Raw genomic sequence first — 25,956 nt, 5'->3', positions numbered from 1 at the left:
TTTTCCTTTATGTTTTACTAAAATTTAATAACTTATCTCTATAATATTCATATTGTTTAGTTCTCAAACTTATCTCTTTTGGCAACCCTTCACTTATATCATTTACCAAAGTATCAAATTTATCTAAAATTTTAACTATTTTTTCTTGAACATCAATTGGAGGGATTGGGATGAGAATTTTTTCTAAATCAGTTAAATTTACAGCAGGTGTTCCTCCTTCTTGTTTTAATAAAATTATTTGATTTGAAGTCAATAAATAAAAATATAAATATTTAATACTTAATTCTTTATGATTTTTAGCTCTTATTCCGTAACATAATGCTCCAAGCCAAAATTTTTCTGATTGATAGCCAACAAATCCTATTCCACCTTGCCCTCTTGAAGGTGTTGTAATTGCATTAGCATCATTATTAAATTCATCTAGATAACCAGATTCTCTAGTTCCTCCATTAATATACTTATATTTTCCATTAATAAAAATATTATTAGGCTTACTTCCTGTGTTGATTATACAGATTTTCCCCATTTGATTATATTCTACCCCCCCCCCCCCGTTACCTAATAGACTTTTTACAAATTTAGAAGGGTTCTTAAAATTTAAAAGTTCATTTCTATAATATTCATACTGTTTTTTGCGTGCTGTAAGCTCCGCTGTAAGCTCCGCTGTAAGCTCCGCTGTAAGCTCTGTGAAATTGTCCAGAATTCGGACAATTTCACTCTGAACCTCTAAAGAAGGAATTGGAATTTTAATACTTAAAATTTTTTCTTTTGAAATACTATATGGAACAGCAGTTTTATTTGAAATTTCATAAAGATAACTTTGTTTATTGGTTAAAAAATAATATAAATAACGATTATTAATATTATTTTTAGGATATACACAAAAACAAACATCGTTCGCCCAAAATTTATTTTTTTGCCAATTTACATATCCAGCAGTTCCATATTGTGCTATAGTTATAGTATTTTCTTCTCTATTATATTTATCAATAAATCCCATATAGCCAGTTCCGCCAGATACAACTGGATAAATACCATTTACAATTAAATCTTTTTTTGTAACTCTTACACCTCTAATAATATCACAAACTTCGCCCAGTTTTTTCCATTCAACATTATCATTTTTTATTAATGATAAAATTTTACTCACTTTCGATCTCCAATATTACTTTATCTATGGAGGCTCTTAGTTTTGTTATCTTGCTTACAGTTTGTTTTAACTCTTCATTTAGAACTTTTATATCTATAACTTCTCTTAAGTCCTCTTTTTCTACATAACTTGAAGGCGAAAGGTTGTAATCATTTTTTTGTATATTTTCATACTCTACAAGCTTGCAAATGTATTCTTTGTCAGTTCTGTCTTTAAAATAAGATATTATATTTTCAATATTTTTAGTTGATAAAATATTATTGTTTGTTTTTGACTCAAATTCCTTACTTGCATCTATAAATAAAATTTTATTATCAGTTTTGTTCTTTGCCATTACAAGTATACAAGTTGCAATGGATGTACCAAAAAATAAATTTTCAGGGAGTGCTATAATAGAGTCAATGAAGTTGTTGTCAACTAAATATTTTCTTATAGTTTGCTCCGCTCCTTTTCTGTAAAAAATTCCCGGAAAACAGACAATCGCCGCACGTCCTATACCTGAAAGATAGCTTAAAGAGTGCATTATAAAAGCATAATCAGCATAATTTTTTGGTGCAAGTCTAGAAGCTGGAGCAAAACGCTCATCGTTTATCAAAGTTGGGTCACCATCGCCTACCCATTTTATAGAATATGGAGGATTTGAAACAATTGCATCAAATGGTTTTTCATTATCATGAAGTGGGTTTAGTAAAGTATCACCTCGTTTTAATGAGAAGTTATTATAATTAATATTATGTAAAAACATATTCATTCTAGCTAAATTAAAAGTGGTAAGATTTATCTCTTGACCAAAAAAACCATCTTCTATAATATGTTCTTCAAATTGCTTTTTCATTTGAAGCAAAAGCGATCCTGAACCACATGCGGGATCATATACTTTGTTAATCTTCGTTTTACCTTGCATTACAATTTTTGCTAGAAGTTTTGAGACACTTTGAGGGGTGAAAAACTCACCTCCTGATTTTCCTGCATTACTTGCATAATTTGCAATCAAATATTCATAAGCATCACCAAAAACATCGATATCATTATCTGCAAAATTTCCAAATTTTATACTATTTATGCCCTTTAAAATTTTGGCCAATCTTAAGTTTTTCTCAGACACAGAACCGCCTAAACGGCTACTTGTTGTATCAATATCATCAAACAAGCCTTTTATATCTTGCTCAGAATCATAACCCACAGCACTTGCTTCAATTGATTTAAATATATTGGCTAAATCTGTATTTAAATTTTCGTTACTATCTGCATTTTTGACCACATTTACAAAGAGCTGACTAGGTAAGATGAAAAAACCTTTGTCTTCTACGGTATTTGGTTTAAAATCCTCATTAGCTTCTTTGTCTGTGATTTTAGCATAATGAAATTCTAAATCTCCAGCTTCGTGTTCAGTTTTATTAAAATACTCTGTTATATTTTCTGAAATAAACCTATAAAAAAGAATTCCTAAAACATATTGTTTAAAATCCCAGCCATCAACTGCACCTCTAACATCATCGGCAATAGACCAAATTTTGCTATGCAGCTCATCTTTTTGCATTTTTTCATTACTCAAAATTTCAACCTCATATAAAATGCTAGTATTGTAACTTAAAATGATTTATTTTATTATTATATTTTATACTTATTGTTACAAAATTAGATATTATTGTGAATTTTTAAATTTTAATGCAACTATAAATTTAGTATTTAAGTGCTATTGAAGTATTTTATATATTTTTAATAAAATAATTTTATTATTTTGGTAATATAATTTATCTCCATTTTGAAGAGATTGATTTTTCGATTTGCTTTAATGCAATATCTGCCACAAGGGCTATAAATACACATAAAATAGTTCCCCAAAGTAGCTTATACATATTAAATGTTTTCAGCCCTGAAAACAAAACAGCCCCTAGCCCACCAGCATTAATGGTAGCTGCTATTGTAGCAATTCCTGTGGTGGATATTATAGCTAGTCTAATGCCTGCGATGATAGAAGGTAAGGCTAAGGGAACTTGTATTTTAGTAACTAGTTGCCACTTGTTCATACCCATTCCACGCCCAGCTTCTAAAACACCATAATCAACATTTAACATACCTGTAAGAAAATTTCTAAGCAATATATATTGGTTATACATTATCAAAACAAATATAGCCGTTACCTTGCCTAACCCTAAAACTGGTATTAACATAGCAAATAGTGCAAGAGATGGAACTGAGTAAGTCACCGCAAATATATGATTTATCAAATTTCCAAGCTTTTCAAAACTTAGTAAAACATAAGTCATTACCATGGCTAATATAACAGATATGACTAAAGTAACAAACACTATCCATAAATGTTCAAAAAATGCATTTAAGAACATATCAGAATTTTTTATAAAGTAATCTATCATATCCGCTAGCCCCTTAATCCTACAAATTTATAATTGCCTTAACTATTTAAGAGTTTGGTAAAAACTTTTAGCCACATCTTTATACTCCTTGCCTTCTATATCAACCTCAGCATTTAGTTTGGTTAAATTTTCTGTATTTAATGCAGCACTTATTTTATTAAGAATTTGCTTTATTTTAGGATTTTTTGTTAACACTTCTGCTCTAACAACTGGTGCTAAGTTGTATGGCGGCCAAACTTTTTTATCATCTTCAAGAAGCATAAACTCACTTTCGGTTAGTCTTCCTTCGGTTGTATAAGCTGGTGCCACATCCGCCTCATCATTTTTTAATACTTGGTATTTTAAAGAGTTGTCATACACTTTGCTAGATTTCCAATTAAAATGCCCATAAACTGCCTCTAAAGCTGGTAATGCATCTTCTCTTTCGTTAAATTCTCCTTGTGAAGCAAATCTAATTTTGTCCGCATTTTTTTGTAAATCCGAAATTGTTTTAATACCATATTTTTGTGCTACTTTTGTTGCGATAACTAAACCTTGTCCATCGTTTGCCTTAGAGTAATCTAGCCATTCAATGTTAAATTTATCTTTATACTCTTTTTTAACAATTTGATAAACTTTATCTGGGTCTGCTATAGGACTCATTTTTAAAACTGCTAAAAGTCCTGTTCCTGTGTATTCTGGATATACATCAATGTCGTTATTATATATAGAGTTGTGAATAACTGCTGATGAAACATCAAAAACTCTTTCAACATTAAACCCTTCATCTTCTAAAGCTAGTGAATATAGCTCTGCTACTATTTGATTTTCTGTAAAATCTTTAGAGCCAACTTTTATCTTAACTTGATTATCTTTTTCACCATTACAACCTGTAAATAGCAAACTAAGTGCTAATAATAATCCTGTTATTAAAAATGTTTTTCTTTTCATTTAAATTTTCTCCTTTTTATACCATTTGGTATTTTGTAAATTTTTTATATACTAAATCTAGCATAAAACCAATAAACAAAGATAAAAATGCCACAGAAAATCCACCTATTAACAATAAATCATATCTTAAAAGTGAAAGTCCTGTAAATATTATATCTCCAAGTCCGCCAGCACCTATATAAGAGGCTAAAGTAGCACTTGATATCACCTCTATAGTTGCTGTTCTTATACCAGCAAAAAATAGCGGAAATGCTAAAGGCAATTTTATCTTGTAAAAAACTTCCATTTTGTTCATGCCCATACCGGTTGCCGCTTCAATTGTAGCTTTTGGTATCGAAATGAATCCTTGAACTGTGTTTATTAAAATTGGAGGTATAGCTAGCAAAATTAATGCTATAACTGACGGAACTACTCCTGTGCCGATGATAGGTATCAAGATAAATAGCACTGCAAGAGATGGAATGATTCTTAAAATTCCAAAAAACTGCTCTATAAATACTCTTGCCTTTTTCATTTTATAAACAATTATCCCAAAACCAAAACCTATGACAATGGCTGTTAAAACCGATATCAAGCTAATTGTTATATGGTCCATAAGTAGCTTAAAATATGTTTGCGAATTTTGTGCAAAATAATCAAATATTTTATCCGTAACTAATTCTCCTTATAATAATGCAATGCAAATCATTATAAATTTTTCCAAAATTTCTCTTGAGCTCTAGCAGAATAAATCAAAGACTTAACAAATTCGTTTTCTGGATTTTTAACAATGTTTTCTGGTGTATCAAATTGTAATAATTTTCCTTGATTCATAACCATAACTCGGTCTCCTAGTTTAAAGGCTTCGTTGATATCGTGTGTTACAAACAAAAAAGTCTTTTTAACCCCTTTATGTATGTTCAAAATCTCATTTTGCAAATTTAATCTTGTAATCGCATCAATAGCCCCAAAAGGCTCATCTAATAACATAATTTTTGGTCTTACTGCTAATGCTCGTGCAAGCCCTACCCTTTGTTTTTCACCGCCTGATAGTTGTGCAGGATATCTGCTTTTATAACTTTTAGGATCTAAGCCTACCATGGTTAGAAGTTCATCGACTCTTGCTTGTGTTTTATCTTTTGGCCATTTTAAAATGTCTGGAAGTGTTGATACATTTTTTTCTATTGTCATATGAGGGAAAAGCCCTACTTGCTGGATTACATAGCCTATGCTTCTTCTAAGTTCAACTGCATTTTTTTCTGAAATGTCCTCGCCAAATAGAAGTATTTGTCCACTATCGGGGTCATGCAATCTATTTATCATCTTTAATAAAGATGTTTTTCCAGAACCAGAAGAGCCTAATATAGTGATAAATTCGCCATCTTCTATCTTAGTGCTAACTCCATCAACACTAAATTTATCATTTCCTGGAAATTTTTTATACACATTTTTAAATTCAATCGAAATCAATATATAACTTTCTAAACTAGTTTCTTTTAAAAAACTCTAACATTACAAATTAAATTTATTTATAAATATTTAATAATACATTTAAAATCAGCATAAATTTGCTACAAATAAAATAAAAATAACAATACTCCATTTTGATGGTTTTCAAACATTAAAATAGTATTCCAAATGAATACTATTTTTTAATAAATAAAATTTATAATCCTACTTTTTATTCAATGTAATTGGGCTAATTAAAGTTCCGCCCTCCTGAACTATTCTTTTATCCAATTCATCCTTAAACCCTTTTTGGATAAGTTTTCTTGCGGGTGATATTTCCTCATTAGCTCTATATTTCATCAACACTTCCTCTAATAATAAAATATTTTTAATAATGTCATTTTTTTCGAAGCACCTATTCAAATATATTATATAAAATATTTTTTGTTCATAATATTTATATTTATCAGTTAAATCTTTGTATTTGTTAAAAACAGCATGATAATTTTTTACTAATTCTATGGAAATATTCATAAAATCAGGCTTATCATTAAATAATACATTATAATAATCCTCAAAAATTTTCTTTTTACTATTGCTAACTTTTTCAGGATGTCCATTATATGCCAATAATAGCTGTCCTAGTTTTTCCATAGAAATTTCATATTTATGTTTTCTCTCAAAATTGTCTTTTGTTCTTTTTCTTAGATATTTAATATTTTCAATATCAAATCTCTTTTCAATATCTAGCTGAATTTTGTCAACTGACTTCAGGTCTCTACCTGATATAGTATTTTGACTATTTGTATATTCGGAGACTTTATTGACTAACCCATCTTCAAGACCAGTTTTAAAAAACCTAATTAATACACTTGCTCTTGCTAAATTATTTATTTTCTTCTGTGTTCATCTTTAAATTGATAAATGCTCCTTAATGTTTGGCCGCCATTTACTATTTGATAGTTAATTAACTCAATTTTATAGCATTTATCCATTCTTATTTTTTTAACAATTATATCATCTGCAGTAATAGTTAACCCATTATTGAAAAGAAAAAACTTTTCTGGTTCTACTTCCAATGTAGATATAATATTTTTATTGTATTTGGTAGACCCTAAATATCCCCTAACATTATCAAACAATACATTTATATCAATTTCTTGTTCTAAAATTATAGAAGACTCATCTATACTTTCCTTCTCTCTCAATTTATGATTAGTACTAGTAATTCGTATTAAATCAACTATATTGACTTTAGCAACATATGAATTTGCAGTTGTATACCCATCCATATCATGCTGTAGTAGTTCTTTATCATTTAATATAAGTGAAGCTTTATTATTATCTGGTTTTATTGCCAATTCCTTGGACAAATCTAACAAATTAAAATTTTCAACATCTAACCAAGAATAAGTATCAATGAATTCAACCACCGAAGGGTCTTCTTCATCTAAAACCGTACAATCATTACTAACCATGTACAATTCACACTTAAATTCTGGTTCGATTTTCTTAAATTCTATGATTTCATAAATCTTTTCTTTAGTCAATTCAGTTATTTTTTCTTTGTCTTTATTAAACCGTTCATCATCTTTAATATAGCCTAAAAATGAATTTGTAGATCTTAAATCAGCAGGCGTTTTAGCACTTCCCTTTTTTAATGTATCTCTATACTTAAAATTAAATAGACAAATCCTATTATTATTTTCATCTATGTGTACAGCGTCAATGCCTAAATCTTCATTAATAACTCCATTAACCTTTTCTTGAAAAGAAGAATCTATTATTTTTGTTGACAATTCTGCTATATCTTTTATTCCTAAAATTAGTTCCAAAGCTAGAAAATAAAAGCCTATTCTTGCTTTGTCATTTTCATCTAAAGAGCTATCCTTTATTTTAAAAGAATCAGCATAAGTTATACTTATTTTTTTACTAAATCATAATCCTTTTGTTTTACTTTAATTTCCATTTATAATCACTCCTTTAATTTGACTATTTCACTTCCTAAACACAAACAAATATTCATGTGCCAACAATAAAAAATTATACTTAACACTATTTGTTTTCCAAAAACCTGTTGCTTTACAATTATGTTGTTCTTTTATGATAATTTCTTTTGTTTTAAAGCCTTCTGCTTCAAATATCTTCATTACTTCAAAACTCATTGGAATTACATGACCTTTTTGCCTTGTATCACCCATAAGTATGGTGCAAAATTTATCTTTCTTTAGAACTCTATAACATTCTTTTGCAACAAATTTCATTTCGTCTAAAAAATCTTTAACTTTTAAATGTGATAAATCATTTTCCAAATTTTCGCTATACTTAATAATATTAGCATATGGTGGATGGGTACAAATTAAATCTATGCTTTCATCTTTAATAAAATCCAACTTTCTTGCATCACCTTTTTTTAGATATACCTGTCCCGCATTTTCCCATTCAAAATCAATTTTTTCTTTGCATCTATTTAATGCAACATCATTTATATCTACACCAATTATATCTCTATTTAATAATTTTGCCTCAACTAATGTAGTTCCACCACCAACAAACTGATCTAGTATAATATCACCCTTTTTTGAATATCTTAATATTAAATTTCTAGGTATATAAGGTGACCAATTTCCTCTCCATTTAGCATCATGAGTCGCCCAATCTCCTCGTTTTGGGAAAGACCAAACGGTATTCATCTCTAATTCAAAATCATCAGGTTCCCATTTATTTATTTTTTTAGACATTTTCTTTACCTATATAAATAAAAACTTTATCCATTTTATCATCAAAATACCACTTACTTTTTCTCGGAGTTATAACATTATCATCAGATAATAGTCCGTATTCTCTAAAACATTCTGTAACCTTTGCAAAATAATTTCTACCCTTGTTTATTGAAAAAGTAAATTCTTTATCATCATTAATAATAACATCAACTTCTTCTCTTCCATCTAGCTTACTCATTATTGCAGATGGACAAGAGATTATTCTTGCTCTTATATCATTTGCTGTAATAATTTTTTCAATATAATTTTTGGCTTTATATTTAACATAGTCAGAATCATGTTTTAAAAAACTATCCATTTCCTTTGCACTAAATTTTGGCAAATAGACAAAACCAATTTGATTATCAATACAACTTCTTATTAGTGCCTCTCCATTAATTAATACAACAGGCTTGGAAGGATCATTAATTGCTTCGCTTTTAGCATCATTAGTAAAGAATGAAGTCGTGATGAACATTCCTTTATATCCAAAAGGAATTGTTCCTTTAAGCTCTCTAACTTTATTAACACTTATTTTACTAGAAATTTTATATCTTTTTGCTTGAACATAATAATGAATTATATCAATATCACTAAAATCACCAACACCTTTCCTGATAGCTTTTAAATCAATTCCTCCATCTTTAGATCTTTGCGTAACTTGAACCTCATCTAACCCCATTTTAATCAAATATTCCTTTAAAAATTCTTCAAAATGATATCCAGTTTCAAAATACTCATATAATGTTTTTTGTAATTGTTTTATTTCTTTGTCAGATAAATTTTCACTTATTTTCATATATTATCCCTTTATTCAAACACTCTTTCCATTATCCCATTTTTCATATCATCTATATTATAAATATGTTCCATTACATCAAAGGCTTCTTCTAAATTTCTTTTTGCACTTTTCCAGCCTTCGCCATCTGTAAACCAAACAAATGTAACTCCATCAATTCTATCTACTTCTGTTGCTATTGTCTTATAGCTTCTTGCTGTTTCGTTAAGTTTTGAACCACCACTTGCATAAAAGTTGGTTTCTATTAAGTAAATTTGATTCTCTGTTTTTACAACATAATCAAAGCGTTTTTCCATTTTTCCTTGATTGGATATCTCTGATAAATCAATGTTCCATCTTGATTCTATTTCATTAATATACATTTCCTTAAAATAGTTTTTTTCTTTTTTAAATCCAGCTTTAATGATGAAACTTTCAACCAAATCTTCCATCAAATGTCCACCACGATTTTTTCTACCATTGGATCCAAGTCCAGTTTCAACTCCTGTTGCATAATCATATAAATTATTAACAATATGTTCTTCAAGTAAATCAAATAATCCTGATTTTCTCATAAAAACAGCATATTGCTCAGGCGAATAGTTCATCTTTTTAAACGAATAATTAAACTCACCATCAGCATCAACTGCATATATTTCATTGGCTCTTACCGCTATAAGAATCGGGATACATTTTAAAGTTTCGGGATATTTATTAACTAAATCAATAAATTCTTTTTCAATATTTTTGAACCAATTAAAGAATTAAGTATATTTAGTTCAATCTTTATATCATCAACATTTTTATAAACTTTTTTAAAATCTGTATAATAACCATAGGATGCTATACTCTTTTTAAAACCATTTAACCATTTTTCAAATACTCTACTCATTTAATAGACCTTTTCTTATCTTTTGGAACTGGTAAACCAAGTTTTTTTAGCGGGATATATTCAAAGTAATATTGACATCTTACACTTATAATATAGTCAAGAACATCTTTATATTTAGAATCTTTAAACCAATCAGATAATAAATACATATATTCAACTTCAATATTTGCCCTAGATAGTAATTTTTGATATTGTTTCTTCTTAAAATCACAAGTTTGTAATTTTTCATCAACTGAACCTGGAATTTGTTGAAATTTACATTCTATGATATACATGGTATTTTTGACTATAACAAAAATACTATCGTCTGGAAGTAATTTCTTTGATATAATATCTTGCCAATTAATATTATATTCTTCTAAAAATTTATAAAATGAATGTTTCTTTAAGATCCTTCCAACAAAATTATTTTTGAAGTATACATCAAAAGATTGATTATATTTTCCTTTTTCAACTCTATAATCTTTTTGAGCCTTTAGAAAAGTCACAAGATCTGTTTTTCCTTCAAACACTAACCCTGTTGTTGTATTTGCTCCTCCTGTTCCATGTTTAATCATTACTATTCTCCTTATTGCTTGTAATGAGTAATTCACTAACATTTCCACGATTAATAGCATTAGAATTGATTCTTCTTTTGGACTTAATTCTATTGATATTAAAATCCTTATACAAATCGTCAAAAAAATTATCATCTTTATCAGCATTTTTAGGATCTGAATTGCTCAATACACATACAGCTCCTGTTTCGCTTGCTTTTTTATAATATTTTGATAATTCAATTTGTTCATTATCTCCAAAATCTGATTTGTCATAAGATGTAAAACTTGAAGTTTCAGTAATCGGTCTATATGGTGGATCAAAGTACACAAAAGTATTCTCATCAATAAAATCTATGGATTTATCATATTTAGCACAGAATATATTCACATTCTTTAATTTTGCAGAAATATTCTTCAAATTATATTCATCGCAAATTTTAGGATTTTTGTATGAACCTATAGGTACATTAAACAACCCTTTACTATTTACTCTATATAAACCGTTAAAACAAGTTCTATTTAGAAATATAAACAAAGCAGAACCATAAGTAATATCATCTGTTTTTTTACTTATGTAATCATTAAATTCATCTCTTTTTAGATAGTAATATTCTTTTCTTTTTTCAGTATCTAATGAAATATATTCATTTTGAATTTTGCTTAAAATATCAATCAATTGTAAAACATTAAATTTTATAGTTTTATATACATTTATAAGCTCATTATTAATATCGCTAATATAAATCTCATCGATATTATATTTGGATAATATATCAAACAATACCGCTCCTCCACCTACAAAGGGCTCACAATATTTGTTTATATTTTTTCCCAAGTTATTAGGATAGAATTTTCTTATATCCTCAAGCAAAGCAGACTTACCACCAGCCCACTTAATAAAAGGTTTAACATTAATATGATTATTGGCAGTTGATAAGTTTAAAGTAGTATTTTCTATAAATTTGTTTTTATTACAAAAAGAAGTTCCCATAAATTTTTCTGTCACTGAATTATTTATAGTCAATCCTTTTAATTTCATTTTCCATCTTAGTTAGGTTATTAAACTCACATATAATCAAAATATAATTTTATATTTTGATTATATATTAAAAACATTACTTATTTTATTCCCATTCAATTGTTGCAGGTGGCTTGCTAGAGATGTCATAAACTACTCTATTTATTCCTTCAACTTCGTTTATTATACGGCGACTTACATTTTCCAAAAACTCATAAGGAAGCCTTGAAAAACTCGCAGTCATTCCATCGCTCGCATCAACAACTCTTAAACAAACTGCATTTTCATAAGTTCTATTATCACCCATAACTCCTACACTATGGACATTTAAAAGCACACAAAATGCTTGCCAAGTTTTATCATACCAACCTGTGCTTTTTAGCTCTTGTCTTAAAATCACATCAGCTTTTCTTAAAAGCTCAAGTCTATCCTCAGTAACTTCACCCATAATTCTTATAGCAAGACCAGGTCCAGGGAAAGGATGTCTAAAAACCAAATCCCTACTCAAGCCAAGTTCCAAACCAAGGGCTCTAACTTCATCTTTAAATATCTCTCTTAAAGGCTCAATTAGTTTAAATTTCATATCTTTTGGAAGACCGCCAACATTGTGATGACTTTTTATAGTTTTACTAGCTCCAGCTACACTGCTTTCTATCACATCACTATAAAGTGTTCCTTGTGCTAGGTATTTCACATCTGTATGTTTAGCTGCCTCTTTATCAAATATCTCTATAAATGTGTTGCCTATAATTTTTCTTTTTTGTTCTGGATCTGTTACACCTTTTAACCTACTTAAAAATGTCTCACTAGCATCAATGCTTATCAAATTTATCCCAAGTCTTGTTTTAAAAGTTTCTTGAACATGCTTTGCTTCATCTTTTCTTAAAAGTCCATTATCCACAAAAACTACAATCAAATTATCTTTTATACAACTTCCTAGCAAAGCTGCTACAACAGAGCTATCAACCCCACCACTTACAGCACATAGAACTTTGTCATCTCCAACTAGATTTTTTATCTTTTGGCTTTGTAGTTTTGCAAAACTTCCCATATTCCAAGTGCTTTCACATTTGCAAATGTATTTTGCAAAGTTTTTTAGTATTGTATTTCCAAATGTAGAATGTGCAACTTCTGGGTGAAATTGCAAGGCATATATCTTTCTTTCATCATCTCCATAAGCACAATACTCGCTATTTTCAGAGTATGCAATAACTTCAAAACCCTCAGGCAAATTTTCAACCTTGTCAGAGTGGCTCATCCAAACAACTTGACCATCTTTTGTATCTTTAAAAAGCTCATGCTCTTTTTTGAAGAAAATTTGTGCTTTTCCATACTCTTTTTCCTTTGCAGCTACAACACTTGCACCAAAATGGTGTGCAATTAGTTGCATTCCATAGCAAATTCCAAGTATTGGAATTCCAAGCTCAAAAATGCCCTCATCACTAAAATAAGCATCTTTTGCATAAACACTAGCTGGACCACCACTTAAAATAATACCTTTTGGCTCTTTTGCTTTTATATCATTTAAACTTGTATTAAATGGTATAAGTTCGGCATAAACGCCTTGTTCTCTTAATCTTCTTGCGATTAACTGTGTGTATTGTGATCCAAAATCAAGTATAACTATGTCTGCTGTTCTCATTAAAATTCCTATTTATAAATTTACAGGTTAGTATATCAAAATATATCTAAATTTATTTTTACCAATTGCTTGTGTGCTTTATACTTATCTCACCTTCTGTATAAACAGGTGGTCCTTTATAGCCACAACCTACAACAAAAATTAATATTAATAATGCTAAAATACACTTATGAAAAGTGCCAAATGTGTAATTACTGAAATTCAAAACTCAACCCTTTATAAAAATTATGAAGACTTAAATGATTTTTTAAAGCTTTTTAGCCAAACCCATCAAAAAGTCATTGCATTTATATATCAAAAAAATGAAATTCTCTATATAGCCTGCAAGCATAATGCAGGGCTTCAAGAACTTAAAAGAGATAGTAATATAAAAAACATAAAAGACTTATTAAAAATGTTTTTAATGGCTAGACCAAATTCAGAACTAAAAAATGCTAGTGATATAAGAATTTTTGTAGCCACAAACTATATGAAAAGAAAAATAAAAATGATGCAAACTTTGCAAAAAGAGAGAGAAACTCAGCACATTTACTATGAAAAAAGTAGTGGTAAATTTAAAAATAACATTAAAGATAAAAAGGCTTTTGAAATTTTTGAAGAGATTAGGAAACTAATAATTGCTAGCAAAACAGATTAAAACACTTCCAAATTTACCTGGAGTTTATCAGTATTTTGATAAAAATGGCAAACTACTATATGTAGGAAAAGCTAAAATTTTAAAAAACAGAGTTAGAAGCTATTTTTCTTTTACACCTAGTTTTGGAATAAATAAAAATGTAAGTTCAAGAATAGCTAAAATGCTAAGCGAGGCTGTAAATTTAGAGTATGTAGTTACAGCTAGCGAAAGCGATGCTTTAATACTTGAAAATTCTTTTATAAAACAACTTCATCCAAAATATAATATTTTATTAAGAGATGATAAGACTTATCCTTATATTTATATAGATTTAAATCAAGATTTTCCTAGATTTACAATAACTAGAAAAGTTGTAAAAGGGGTAAATATAAAGTATTTTGGACCATATTTTAGGGGCGCTAAGGAAATTTTAGAAATTTTATATATGCAGTTTAAACTGGTTCAAAAAGCAAGTTGCATTAAAGGTAAAAAATCTTGTCTTTTTTACCAAATAGATAGGTGTTACGCACCCTGTGAAAACAAAATTTCAAAAGAGGAATATGCTAAAATAGTTGATAATGCAATAACTGCACTTAAAAATCCAAAAAGTATGATAAGTGCTTTGCATGAAAAAATGATGCAATTAGCAGAAAATCAAAACTACGAAGAAGCAGCAAATTTACGAGATAAGATTGGGTTACTAAAAGATTTGGATATTAAAGTTGAAGTTGATTTAGCAAAACTTGAAGATTTTGAAGTTATTGCGATAAACTCAGCTAACAAACTTATAAGCTCGGTTAGATTTAGCATTAGAGATGGTAAAATATCGAACTCAAACTTTAACATTACTAACTCAAAATTAGCCGATGAGTCTGATTTAAATGAAATTTACAAGCAAGTTGTTCTTGATGCATTTCCTGTTGGCTCGCCTATATCTGTAAATAAAATTTATGTCTATGAGGATTTTGAAGACAGAGAGCTAGTAAGCCAAATTCTAACATCTAGACATAATAAAAAATTTGAAGTTTTGTACCCAAAAATAGGTGAAAAAAGAAAAATTTGTGATATTGCTTATAAAAACGGAGAGATTAATATAAAAAAACATCTAAAAACAGATGGATATCAACTTTTAAATGAGATTAAAGAGTATTTCAAACTCTCAAATTTACCACTAAACATAGAAGCTTACGATAATTCACATATGTTTGGAAGTGCTCCTGTTGGTGCTATGATAGCATATAATGAAGATGGTTTTAACAAATCAAACTACCGCCATATGCATCTAAGCTCTAATAGCGATTATGATCAAATGAGCGAATTTTTAACTATGCGTGCACAAAGATTTGAGAAATTAAACCCTCCTGATTTATGGGTTATTGATGGCGGAATAGCACTTTTAAACTTAGCTAATGATATTGTTAAAAGTACTGGGGCAAATATCGATTTAATAGCGATTTCAAAAGAAAAAGTAGATGCAAAAGCTTACCGTGCAAAAGGAAACGCAAAAGACAAAATTTATACATTAAATGGAACTTTTACATTGCCACCTAGTGATAAAAAACTGCAATTTATCCAAAAATTAAGAGATGAAGCTCATAGATTTGCCATAAGTTTTCATCAAAAAATAAAAAGAAATCTAGATATAAATCGTTCAAATTTAAAAAATTTAGGTTTAAGTGATGGTAAAATTCAAAAATTAATTGATTATTTTGGAACTTTTGAAAATGTTTATAAGGCAAATTTTGATGAAATTTCAGAAATTATAGGTAAAATTAGTGCAGAAAAACTAAAATTTTAAATAAAATATTAATTTTTAAAACTATATATGGTAAAATAGTTTAAAAATTTTCTTAATGAAGGAACTTTAATTGATACTGTATGATTCAAATTATAAACTTGTAGGAATATCAAAAAAACTATTAAATTCTTTTGGTTTTTTTGATTTTGGAAGTTTTCAAGCACAGCATGATGATATAACTAGTTTTTTTATAGAAGCTGATTTTGATTTAGGTTCGTATAATCATTTTATAGACTATATGTTAAAAAATAAAAAAAAATATATTTATGTGGTGTTTAAAACTGATAAGCAAAAAAAGTTAAATCTAAAATTTAGTATGGACTATTTCTATAATATAAATAAAACTATATGCTATGCAATAGATGTTATAGAAGTTGATAAAATTGAGAGTTTGTTGGATTATAACTATATAAATGAGGAGTGGCTCAGTAAAAAAGCTAAAAATATAGATTTAGATTATATTAATTACAAAATTATTTTGTCAGAATTTCTAGAAGAAGCTAAGTCAAAAGAGAAAATATTATATGAATCTTTAACGCTAGGTGATAAAAAACAATCATCATACATACTACTAAGCCTAAAAGAGCCAGCAGAATCATTGGGGCTAAAACCTTTGGTTGAAGCAATTATTAATTTAGAAAATGCAAATATTAATGAAATTTCAGTGACTTTTACAAAATATAACGATATCATTACAAAAATAAATAAAATCATTACAAAAAGGGATGAACTATGAAGCTAAATACAACTTCAATTCTTAAAATGGCAATGGGTATTCCCCTAGCGATTATTTTAGCAATAGTTGGCTACTATCTATATTTTTCTTACGAAAACTATAAATCTGCAGCAAATCTGCGATATACAATGAAAAATATTAATAACGCCAGAGCTGTTACTGATCAAATAGGTCAAGAAAGAGGTATTAGTGCAATATATTCTGCTAGTGCTGGTAGATTTAATGTTGGAGAAATTCTTAATATTCAAAGACAAAAAACTGATAAGGTAATCCGTGAATTTAATAACTATGTAAATAATGCAAATGATCAGAAAAAAGATATTATTTTATATTTTGTAAATCAAGATACACCTGAGCAAATACAAAAAATTACTGATTTTGCAAATCAGCTAGGTAATATAAGAAAAAATATTGATAGTTTCGAAACTTCATTTCAAGATTTATTTTTAAAATATTTTAAAGAATTAGATGATACCTATTTTGAATATCTAAAAAACGCACAAGAAAATGCAACAACACCAGAAATTGCAGCTTTAATTTCTAACCTTGTCTTAACTTATCAAACAGCTATTACATCAGCTTTTGAAAGAGACTATGTTTTATCTATACTTTCAAAAGGTGAAAACTTAAATTTTGAAACTCTAAATACATGGAGAAAGATAGCAAGTCAAAGTAATATAATATCATATAACACTCTACCAAAATCAGATGTAAAAGAAGATATAGAAAAATTTTTATCATCCCCTGCTTCTCAAAACACAATTTCAAATGCTAACTATCTTAGTGTTCAGCTTCAACAAGAAGCCTTAACTGGTGACTATAGCGTTGCAGCTATGGAATGGTTTGCTGCTGCAAGTGATAAAGTTAAACTAATCCAACAAATAGCTGAAAAAATTGATGGTGAACTAAATGCAAAAGAAAAAGCATATCAAGAAGGAATCAAAACTCAGCTATTTATATCTATTGGAGTTGCTATAGCCGCATTGATACTATTATTTATGGCTATTATAGTTATTAGAAGATTCCAAAGAAATATAGAAGAACTTGATGGGGTTCTTGGCAATATTGGGCATATTTCAAACCAAGACATTCATATTGACTTAAGAACATCTGAAGGTCTAACTAGGGCTTATTCAGTTATCGAGGATGCAGTTGATGCCATAGCAAGAGAAAAACAAGCAGCTGAAGAAGCCAACAAAGCCAAATCAATCTTTCTTGCAAATATGTCCCATGAGATTAGAACACCTCTAAATGGTATTTTAGGATTTACTGAACTTCTTAGCAACACAGAACTTGATGAGGAACAAAGAGACTATGTTGAAACCGTTGAAAAAAGCTCTGAAAACCTGTTAACCATTATAAATAATATTCTTGATGTTTCCAAAATTGAAAGTAATAAAATTGAAATTGAAGATATTCTATTTGACCCAATTTCAGATTTTGAAAGCGCTATTGAAGTTTATGCTGCAAAATCTAGCGAGAAGAATATTGATTTGCTATCATACATTGATCCTAGTTTAGTAAATCATTTATATGGAGATGTTCCGAAAATTAAAGAAATTTTAATTAACCTAATGAGCAATGCTGTTAAGTTTACTCCTACTAACGGCACTATACTTGTTGAAATTAGTCGCTTGCAATCTGATATTGAAGGTGAGGCAAAAATTAGCTTTAGTGTAAAAGATAATGGTATTGGTATATCGCCAGACAGACTTGAAAATATCTTTAGTGCTTTCTCACAAGCAGACTCAACCATAACAAGAAGATATGGTGGTACAGGTCTAGGTCTTACAATTTGTTCAAAATATGTATCTATGATGGGCGGTATATTAGAAGTTGAATCAGAAGAGGGAAAAGGTTCAAGATTTTACTTTACTTTAACATTTAAAGAGACAGAAAAATCAGATGGAAGAGAGAGATATAAAGATGTAAGGGGTACTAGGTTTGCTATTCTTACCGATTCAGCTCACCATGCATATAATACTATAGCAAAAGAATATATTAAGTATATGAAAGGTAGCGTAGAGATTTTTGAAAATGCTAGCGATATAGATGAAGATAATTTTGATGTATTACTAATTAGACTAAAAGACTATGCTATGTTAAACAGGAAACTAAGCATACCTATTGCAATTAGTGCAAAACCAAAAGAGCTGCAAGTTCTTAACATTCAAGATGATAATATATATACTATTTCTGAACCTATGAACACATCAAAAATAGTCAAATTTATGGAAAGACTTGTAAAAAGTGGTAAAATTACAAAATCAGGACCTTTAAATTTAGATATAAACATTAAACAAAATTTGACCCAACAACATGGTTCAATAAGCATTGATGATCAAAACATATCTATAAAAGCCAAAGAAGAGACTATAGAAAAAACTGATGTTGGAAGTGAGAGAAAAACTCAAAGCGACGTAGCTCAAAATTTAAGAGATATATTAAGAAGTAAAATAAACGAATCGTCAGCTAAACAAGCAGATATTCCTACAATTGAAGATGTTCCTAAAGCTACAATTGACTCAAACTTAACTCAAAATGACCTAGAAAACATTAAACCTTCTGATGATACAGAAGACGATATTGCACTAAGCTTTAATTTCAATGAGGAAACAGAAGCTCAAACGAAAAAAATAGAAAGTACTGAAAAAGAAGATGAAGGTATAAAACTAGATATTACTCTTGATCAAAAAATCCCAGATGAAAAACCTGAAGAGTTAGAAGTGTTTTCATCTACTAATCAAACATTAGAAACAGATACCTTTGTTAAAGATGATAACATAGAATATGTTGAAGTAGAAGAAGAGGTGACTGTATATGTTGATGAAGAGGTCGAAGTAGAAGAAGTAGTTGAAGTTCCAAAAGAGCAAACATCTAAAGCAGGAGATAGTAGGCAATATAATGCAGATGCTCTAGTTGCGGAAGATAATGAAATTAACCAAAAACTAATCAAACACACACTTAGCAGTTTTGGATTAAATCTAAAAATAGTTGGCAATGGTAAATTGGCTTTAGAACAAAGACAGCAAAGAGATTTTGATATCATCTTTATGGATATTGCTATGCCTGTTATGGATGGTGTTGAAGCAACTAAACAGATAAAAGCCTATGAAAAAGAACAGGGCTTAAACCATATTCCTATAGTTGCTGTTACTGCAAATGCGCTTGAAGGAGATAGGGAAAGATTTTTAGCAGAAGGACTTGATGAATACTGCACAAAACCTATTAAAAAAGATGTATTGGCTAATATGCTTGAGATGTTTATTCCACATAAAAAAGTTGGAGCAAATGAACAAGTAACTGAAAAGAAAATTATAAAGAAAAAAGTGATTAAAAAAGTTCCAAAAAAAGTGATTAAAAAAGTTCTTAAGCCAGTAAAAAAAGAAATTGCTTCAAATAGACATAGTGAAAGTTTTGAGGAGTTAGAAAAAAAATCTGAATCTACATCTAAAGATATTTTACTTTGTAAAAAAACAAAATTAGAAAATCAAATTTTTTACGCTGTTTTAAAACAATTCTCAAACAAAATTGATACGGCTAATAACATGGAAGATCTACTAAAGTTACTAAAAACTAACTCTTATAAAGTAGTTATGGTTGACCATAAAATAGTAGATCACAATTTAAATGAATTTGAAAAATTGACAAGTCAAGATAATATAAAAACTGTACTATTTGCTAATCCTGAAGATGAAAGTGTTCATCTTTTAGAAGATAGTTTTACCGAAGTGGTAAACAGTAAAATAAAAAAATCTGGGCTTGAAAATTTAGCTAAAAAATATATATAAGGAATTAATGTGAAATCAATTAACATACTAATGATAGATGATGATGCTATCAACTTAAAACTTACAGAAGTTATGCTTAAAAAGCATGCCAATGTAAATGAAATTATAAAAGCGTCTAATGGGCTAGATGCCCTTGGTGTCTTAGATAAAAGAGGTGACATAGATTTAATTCTTTTAGATATTGTCATGCCTGTTATGAATGGACTCGAGTTTTTAAGCAATGTTTATAGCAAAAACTCAAACTTCAATATTCCAATAGTTGTTTTAACTACGGATGAAACCGTAAAAAAAGAAGCTATGAGCAGAGGAGCTAACGGCTTTATAGCAAAGCCGATAGCAGAGCAAGCATTAATTCAAGAAATAAGCAAACTTATAGATCTTGGATAAAAAATTTAAATAGGCGGTTACGATATCGCCTATTTAAACCAACCTTTAATTTTATCAAACAGACTTTCTTCTATAATTTCATTATTTTTTACATTAAAACTCTCTTGTAATTCTTTTAGTAGTTTTTCTTGCTTTTCATCTATTTTTTTTGGCATTTTAATAGAAACTTGAGCAATTAGTCTTCCTAGTTTTTTAGTTCTTATATTTTCAATACCTTCATTTTCTAAAATAAACTGCTCACCATCCTTTGTTCCTACATGAAGCTCTAAATCTTTCTTACCTCTAAGTGTTTCTATTTTTATAGTCTCTCCTAAAATAGCTTGTGTTACAAATATAGGAACTTCCATGTAAACATCATCACCATTTCTTACAAATTTACTATCTTCCTTAACTCTAATGTTAACATATAAATCTCCATAACTACCGTCTTTAGATAGGTTCCCCTTTTCTGCTATTCTTATCTTTAAGCCGTTATCAACTCCTTTTGGAATGCTAAACTTAAAACTAATATTTTCTTCTTCATATCCAAGTCCATTACATTTAATGCATTTTTCTTTTATTATCTCGCCTTCGCCTTTACATGTAGGACATGTTTGAATATAACTCATAAAACCTCTTCTTTGGCTTATTTGACCCCTTCCTCCACAAGTAGGACAAGTCTCTTTTTTACCATCTTTTGATCCACTTCCATCACAAGCCTTACAAGGTTTTTTAATTTTATATTTTAACTCTTTTTCTTTACCAAATACAGCATCTTTAAAATTAACAGTTAAACCAATTTCCACATCTAAGGGATAATTATCCAAATTTCTTTGTCTTCTTTGTCCAGTCGCACCACCAAATCCATCGCCAAAAAATGAACTAAATATATCCCCTAAATCAAAATCTTCAAATCCGCCAAAACCTCCTCCAGAAGCTCCGTTTAATCCATCTTTTCCATATGTATCATAAATATTTCTTTTTTCTCTATCGCCTAAGCACTGATAGGCCTCATTTACTTCTTTAAATTTTTTTTCAGCCTCTTTGTCTCCTTGATTTCTATCAGGATGGTATTTTAAAGCCATTTTTCTAAAAGCTTTTTTTATCTCATCATCGCTAGCATCCCTAGATACTTCTAAAATTTCATAATAATCTAAACTTGCCAATTTTTTCTCCGTTTGTATTGTATTCAATCTTTGATTTTATCTAAATATATTAAAATATTTATAAATTTTTGATATAATGTATTTTAAAATAATAGAAGGACCAATATGATTAATGTTTTAATGATTGAAGATGATGTTGAGTTTGCACAAATTTTATCTGAATATTTACTTAAATTTAATATAAAAATAACCAATTATGAAGACCCTTATCTTGGACTTAGCGCTGGGGTTAAAAACTACGATCTACTTATTCTTGATTTAACTTTGCCTGGAATGGACGGGCTTGAGGTGTGTAGAGAAATTCGTGAAAAATATGATATCCCTATAATTATATCTTCAGCTAGAAGTGATGTTAGTGACCGTGTAATTGGGCTTCAAATAGGTGCGGATGACTATATGCCAAAACCATATGATCCAAAAGAGATGTATGCAAGAATTATGAGTCTTATAAGACGCTATAAAAAAACATCAGAAGCACAAGAATCCGAAATTGATAGTGCTTTTAGAGTTGATGAAAAAAGACATGAAATTTATTACAACAATGAACCGCTAGTATTAACGCCAGCTGAATATGAAATTCTAGAATATCTAATCAAACAACACAGCTTTTCAGTATCAAGAGAACAACTTGTATATAATTGCAAAAGCCTAAAAGACAAAGATTCTAAAAGTCTTGATGTTATTATAGGAAGGCTTCGTGCTAAAATAGGTGATAATTCTAAAAATCCTAAACATATTTTCTCTGTTCGTGGTATAGGATATAAACTCATAGGATGAAGAACTCTTTAAGTACAAAAATTAGCATTGTATTTACTATAGCATTTACTTTGGTGTGTGTGCTATTTATAACATTTGGTAGAATTCAGACAAATCAAGCCTTTGATCGTATGAGAATTTCTCAGCTGAATTCTATCGATTATCTTATATCTTTATATAGAAAATCAACACCACCTCAAGACATTGAAGACTACTTCAAAACCTTTAATCTTGCAATAGTTAAAGATAAAAATTTAATAAATAATGTTTTAAATGGAAAAATTATATTTACAAACAACACTCCTATTGGTGAATTTATATCTTTAAAATATCAAAATGTTTTATATCTACATCTACATAACAAATCTTTTAATATAACTTTTGAAAGTATTGGTTCAAAAAATATCAATGACCCACTTTGGGCTGGATTTTTTATAACTGTTATTCTTCTAATATCTTTATATCTATCAGTTATGAAGAGTTTAGATCCACTAAAAAAGTTAAATTATAATATTAAGAAATTTAGTTCTGGAAATTTAGATACAAACTATTCAAAAATTAAAGGCAATGATGAGATAGCACAAGTAGCTCATGAATTTGACAAAGCTGCTTTAAAAATACAAGAGCTAGTTTCTTCAAGACAACTATTTTTAAGAACTATTATGCATGAACTTAAAACCCCTATTGGAAAAGGAAGAATAGTATCAGAAATGATAGATGATGATATTCAAAAATCAAGGCTTATTAATATATTTGAAAGACTTGAGATATTAATTAATGAATTTGCAAAAATTGAGCAACTTCTTTCAAAATCATACTCTATAAATTTTCAAGAATACCATTTTAGCTTAATAATAGAACAGGTAAAAGATATGTTATTGCTAGATAATTGGGACGAGCATATTAATTTAAATTACGAAGAAGATGCTGTCATTAATATTGATTTTCAACTATTTTCCCTCGCTATAAAAAATCTTATAGATAATGGACTTAAATATTCTGATGATAAAAAAGTTAATGTAACTTGCACAAAAGAAAGAATATGTATCCAAAACAGAGGAAGACCTTTTTCTATGTCTATTGAGCATTATAAACAAGCTTTTGTTAGAAATAAAAATGAAAAAAGCACAGGAATGGGACTAGGTTTACATATAGTAGATGAAATATGTAAATTGCATAAATTTAAATTTGACCACTATTATAGTCAAGGAATGCATAGTTTTTGTGTTATATTTGATGATAGTATAAAAATCGAACAAAGCTGTAAAATACCAATAACAAATAAAACATCTAAAAAGAAAAAAATTAGTGAAAAACAAAATTAATAAATTTGAAGAACTTGTAGCATCTTTTCAAAAATTACCGGGAGTTGGTAAAAAATCAGCACTAAAATTTGCATACCATGTTAGTCTTGTTGACTCTTTTTCTGGTCTAAATTTAGCACATAATATCGAAGACGCTATAAGTTCTATTAAGAGATGTAGTAAGTGTGGAGCTTTAAGCGAAAATGAAATTTGTGATATTTGCATAGATGAAAATAGAGATAAAGATATATTATGCATAGTCGAAAACCCTAAAGATATATTAATACTTGAAGAGAGCGGATCATATGAGGGTTTATATTTTGTTTTTGACGATATATCCGAAGAGTTTATTCAAAAATTACAAGATTTTATTTTATATAATAAAACAAAAGAGGTCATTTTTGCCTTTACTCCAAGCATTAATAGTGATGGAGTTATACTATACATTGAAGACAAATTAAAACATTTAGATGTTAATCTAACTAAAATCGCACAAGGCGTTCCTACAGGAGTTAGCTTAGATAATATAGATATAATCTCTTTAAATAATGCCATAAAATATAGAATTAAAGTTTAAAATAACTATTATTAAATATTTTAACAACTATATAAAATATAATGGATATACTATACATTGAAGACAAATTAAAACATTTAGATGTTAATCTAACTAAAATCGCACAAGGCGTTCCTACAGGAGTTAGCTTAGATAATATAGATATAATCTCTTTAAATAATGCCATAAAATATAGAATTAAAGTTTAAAATAACTATTATTACAACTATATAAAATATAATGGATATACTATACATTGAAGACAAATTAAAACATTTAGATGTTAATCTAACTAAAATCGCACAAGGCGTTCCTACAGGAGTTAGCTTAGATAATATAGATATAATCTCTTTAAATAATGCCATAAAATATAGAATTAAAGTTTAGTTAATCTGTTTTGATTATTTGAGTTAGCTTTGCTAACTCAAATAATTATCCAAAAATTCTATAAATATCTTCAAGTAAGAAATATTTTTCTTCAGCTGTGCCTTTATAGAATGGATTGATAGTATTGTTAAAAGATTTTTTAAAAAATCCTTCTCTACTAAGATCAATCATTATGTCATTAATTTTTTTAAGCAATTCTTTATTTCCTTTTTGAACTCCAATTGCTAAATAATTAGTATCTCCTAAATTCTTAATACCAACCTCCATTGTTCTATCAAGTATCGGAAATGCAAGAACGGCTATATTGTCATCTGCAAATGCATCGCCTGTGCCACTTGAAAATAACCTATAACACTCAGATGGCCCACCGCACTTAATGAGATTATAGCCTTTATTTTTAAAAAAATCTCCAGCAGGAGTATTTGGGATAACAAGAACTGTTTTCCCAAATAAATCTGATTCTTTTTTGATCTTATCACTTTTTCTAGTTAGCAATCCAACATTTGTTGAAAAATATGGCATAGAAAAATCAATTAGTTTTTCTCTATCGTCTGTCACAGTTAGAGAATCTATAACAATATCTACATTGTTTTTTTGAAGATTTGGAATACGTTCATCAGTATCCTCAGTAATAAATTTAACAATTCCTCCTTTTGATCCAAAAAGTTTATTTCCTATTTGTTTCGCAAATTCTATCTCAAATCCACTAAATTCACCATCTCTTTCAGATGAAAAAGGGGGATAATCAAAATTAACACCTATTCTTATAACACCGCTACTTTCTATTTGTTCCAAAGTATTAGAAAAAAGAATGGAGCTAAAAAACATTAAAGAAAAAATTATTTTTTTCATTTTCAACCTTTTATTTAAATTAATATAACTATTTTTTGTAATTATATAAAAAAAAAAAAACGAAATATCAACAAATATAATAAATAATAAAATATGTAGAAAATTAAACAA

23 protein-coding genes and 3 pseudogenes are annotated in these 25,956 nt (G+C 28.5%); 10 read left to right on the top strand and 16 right to left on the bottom strand.

Features of this window, described 5'->3' with window-relative positions:
* Positions 1-7: 7 nt before the first annotated feature.
* From CBLAS_RS02615 to guaA, 14 genes and pseudogenes are all read right to left on the bottom strand, one after another.
* Positions 8-1,150: a restriction endonuclease subunit S gene (locus CBLAS_RS02615; protein ID WP_106905676.1), complete on the bottom strand. Its 1,143-nt coding sequence runs from the start codon at positions 1,148-1,150 to the stop codon at positions 8-10.
* The gene (locus tag CBLAS_RS02610) at positions 1,143-2,690 is read right to left on the bottom strand and encodes a type I restriction-modification system subunit M (RefSeq protein WP_106871652.1); all 1,548 of its coding nucleotides are present in this window, start codon (positions 2,688-2,690) and stop codon (positions 1,143-1,145) included. Before CBLAS_RS02610 ends, CBLAS_RS02615 begins: the two co-directional genes overlap by 8 nt.
* Before the next feature lie 214 nt (positions 2,691-2,904).
* Positions 2,905-3,528 carry an ABC transporter permease gene (locus CBLAS_RS02605; protein ID WP_106871383.1) on the bottom strand — a complete coding sequence of 208 codons (624 nt, stop codon included), beginning with the start codon at positions 3,526-3,528 and terminating at the stop codon, positions 2,905-2,907.
* A 42-nt stretch (positions 3,529-3,570) separates the two neighbouring features.
* Positions 3,571-4,458, bottom strand: coding sequence for a glycine betaine ABC transporter substrate-binding protein (locus tag CBLAS_RS02600; protein ID WP_106871385.1), 888 nt, complete (start codon positions 4,456-4,458; stop codon positions 3,571-3,573).
* Positions 4,459-4,474: 16 nt separating this feature from the next.
* Positions 4,475-5,053 (bottom strand): ABC transporter permease, encoded by a 579-nt coding sequence (locus CBLAS_RS02595; RefSeq protein WP_106871387.1) that lies wholly within the window; start codon positions 5,051-5,053, stop codon positions 4,475-4,477.
* A gap of 92 nt (positions 5,054-5,145) precedes the next feature.
* A complete protein-coding gene (locus tag CBLAS_RS02590) occupies positions 5,146-5,907 on the bottom strand; it encodes an ABC transporter ATP-binding protein (protein WP_162296617.1) in 762 nt (253 codons plus the stop codon).
* A gap of 204 nt (positions 5,908-6,111) precedes the next feature.
* A complete protein-coding gene (locus CBLAS_RS09665) occupies positions 6,112-6,750 on the bottom strand; it encodes an AIPR family protein (RefSeq protein ID WP_241517596.1) in 639 nt (212 codons plus the stop codon).
* 26 nt (positions 6,751-6,776) lie between these two features.
* Positions 6,777-7,721, bottom strand: coding sequence for an AIPR family protein (locus CBLAS_RS09660; RefSeq protein ID WP_106871393.1), 945 nt, complete (start codon positions 7,719-7,721; stop codon positions 6,777-6,779).
* 162 nt (positions 7,722-7,883) lie between these two features.
* A complete protein-coding gene (locus tag CBLAS_RS02575; RefSeq protein WP_106871395.1) occupies positions 7,884-8,627 on the bottom strand; it encodes a TRM11 family SAM-dependent methyltransferase in 744 nt (247 codons plus the stop codon).
* Positions 8,620-9,447: a restriction endonuclease gene (locus CBLAS_RS02570; RefSeq protein ID WP_106871397.1), complete on the bottom strand. Its 828-nt coding sequence runs from the start codon at positions 9,445-9,447 to the stop codon at positions 8,620-8,622. Before CBLAS_RS02570 ends, CBLAS_RS02575 begins: the two co-directional genes overlap by 8 nt.
* Before the next feature lie 11 nt (positions 9,448-9,458).
* Positions 9,459-10,318 (bottom strand): annotated as a pseudogene (locus CBLAS_RS02565) (type II restriction endonuclease).
* Positions 10,315-10,875, bottom strand: coding sequence for a PD-(D/E)XK nuclease superfamily protein (locus CBLAS_RS02560; protein WP_106871399.1), 561 nt, complete (start codon positions 10,873-10,875; stop codon positions 10,315-10,317). Before CBLAS_RS02560 ends, CBLAS_RS02565 begins: the two are co-directional and overlap by 4 nt.
* A complete protein-coding gene (locus tag CBLAS_RS02555) occupies positions 10,868-11,896 on the bottom strand; it encodes a DNA adenine methylase (RefSeq protein ID WP_206603292.1) in 1,029 nt (342 codons plus the stop codon). Before CBLAS_RS02555 ends, CBLAS_RS02560 begins: the two co-directional genes overlap by 8 nt.
* 85 nt (positions 11,897-11,981) lie before the next feature.
* Positions 11,982-13,517, bottom strand: coding sequence for a glutamine-hydrolyzing GMP synthase (gene guaA / locus CBLAS_RS02550; protein ID WP_106871403.1), 1,536 nt, complete (start codon positions 13,515-13,517; stop codon positions 11,982-11,984).
* 169 nt (positions 13,518-13,686) lie between these two features.
* Between guaA and CBLAS_RS02545 the strand changes: the two genes are divergently transcribed.
* The 5 genes from CBLAS_RS02545 (at position 13,687) to CBLAS_RS02525 (ending at position 20,845) form a co-directional block, all read left to right on the top strand.
* Positions 13,687-14,154 (top strand): hypothetical protein, encoded by a 468-nt coding sequence (locus CBLAS_RS02545; RefSeq protein WP_106871405.1) that lies wholly within the window; start codon positions 13,687-13,689, stop codon positions 14,152-14,154.
* Positions 14,135-15,931 carry an excinuclease ABC subunit UvrC gene (uvrC, locus tag CBLAS_RS02540; protein ID WP_106871407.1) on the top strand — a complete coding sequence of 599 codons (1,797 nt, stop codon included), beginning with the start codon at positions 14,135-14,137 and terminating at the stop codon, positions 15,929-15,931. The genes CBLAS_RS02545 and uvrC overlap by 20 nt, the downstream gene beginning before the upstream one ends.
* A 70-nt stretch (positions 15,932-16,001) precedes the next feature.
* On the top strand, positions 16,002-16,667 hold the full coding sequence (locus tag CBLAS_RS02535) for a hypothetical protein (protein ID WP_106871409.1): 666 nt from the start codon (positions 16,002-16,004) through the stop codon (positions 16,665-16,667).
* Positions 16,664-20,458 (top strand): ATP-binding protein, encoded by a 3,795-nt coding sequence (locus CBLAS_RS02530; RefSeq protein WP_106871411.1) that lies wholly within the window; start codon positions 16,664-16,666, stop codon positions 20,456-20,458. The genes CBLAS_RS02535 and CBLAS_RS02530 overlap by 4 nt, the downstream gene beginning before the upstream one ends.
* Positions 20,459-20,467: 9 nt before the next feature.
* Positions 20,468-20,845 carry a response regulator gene (locus CBLAS_RS02525; RefSeq protein ID WP_241517593.1) on the top strand — a complete coding sequence of 126 codons (378 nt, stop codon included), beginning with the start codon at positions 20,468-20,470 and terminating at the stop codon, positions 20,843-20,845.
* Between the two features lie 29 nt (positions 20,846-20,874).
* On the opposite strand, the gene dnaJ is transcribed toward CBLAS_RS02525, so the two are convergent.
* On the bottom strand, positions 20,875-21,990 hold the full coding sequence (gene dnaJ, locus CBLAS_RS02520) for a molecular chaperone DnaJ (protein WP_106871415.1): 1,116 nt from the start codon (positions 21,988-21,990) through the stop codon (positions 20,875-20,877).
* A gap of 105 nt (positions 21,991-22,095) precedes the next feature.
* Between dnaJ and CBLAS_RS02515 the strand changes: the two genes are divergently transcribed.
* The 5 genes and pseudogenes from CBLAS_RS02515 to CBLAS_RS02495 all read left to right on the top strand — a co-directional run.
* Positions 22,096-22,767, top strand: coding sequence for a response regulator transcription factor (locus tag CBLAS_RS02515; protein ID WP_106871417.1), 672 nt, complete (start codon positions 22,096-22,098; stop codon positions 22,765-22,767).
* Complete coding sequence (locus tag CBLAS_RS02510; protein WP_106871419.1) at positions 22,764-24,071, top strand: ArsS family sensor histidine kinase; 1,308 nt, start codon at positions 22,764-22,766, stop codon at positions 24,069-24,071. The genes CBLAS_RS02515 and CBLAS_RS02510 overlap by 4 nt, the downstream gene beginning before the upstream one ends.
* On the top strand, positions 24,055-24,627 hold the full coding sequence (gene recR, locus CBLAS_RS02505) for a recombination mediator RecR (protein WP_106871421.1): 573 nt from the start codon (positions 24,055-24,057) through the stop codon (positions 24,625-24,627). Before CBLAS_RS02510 ends, recR begins: the two co-directional genes overlap by 17 nt.
* A gap of 47 nt (positions 24,628-24,674) precedes the next feature.
* Positions 24,675-24,815: pseudogene (locus tag CBLAS_RS02500) on the top strand (recombination mediator RecR); the annotation flags it as partial.
* A gap of 37 nt (positions 24,816-24,852) precedes the next feature.
* Positions 24,853-24,993 (top strand): annotated as a pseudogene (locus tag CBLAS_RS02495) (recombination mediator RecR); the annotation flags it as partial.
* A gap of 45 nt (positions 24,994-25,038) precedes the next feature.
* On the opposite strand, the gene CBLAS_RS02490 reads toward CBLAS_RS02495, so the two are convergent.
* Complete coding sequence (locus CBLAS_RS02490) at positions 25,039-25,845, bottom strand: transporter substrate-binding domain-containing protein (RefSeq protein ID WP_106871423.1); 807 nt, start codon at positions 25,843-25,845, stop codon at positions 25,039-25,041.
* Positions 25,846-25,956: the final 111 nt, after the last annotated feature.

Origin of the sequence: Campylobacter blaseri (genome assembly GCF_013201895.1) — a bacterium.
Lineage (GTDB): Bacteria > Campylobacterota > Campylobacteria > Campylobacterales > Campylobacteraceae > Campylobacter_B > Campylobacter_B blaseri.
Note: the sequence above shows the minus strand (reverse complement) of the source record. Positions and strands in the feature narration are given on the sequence as shown.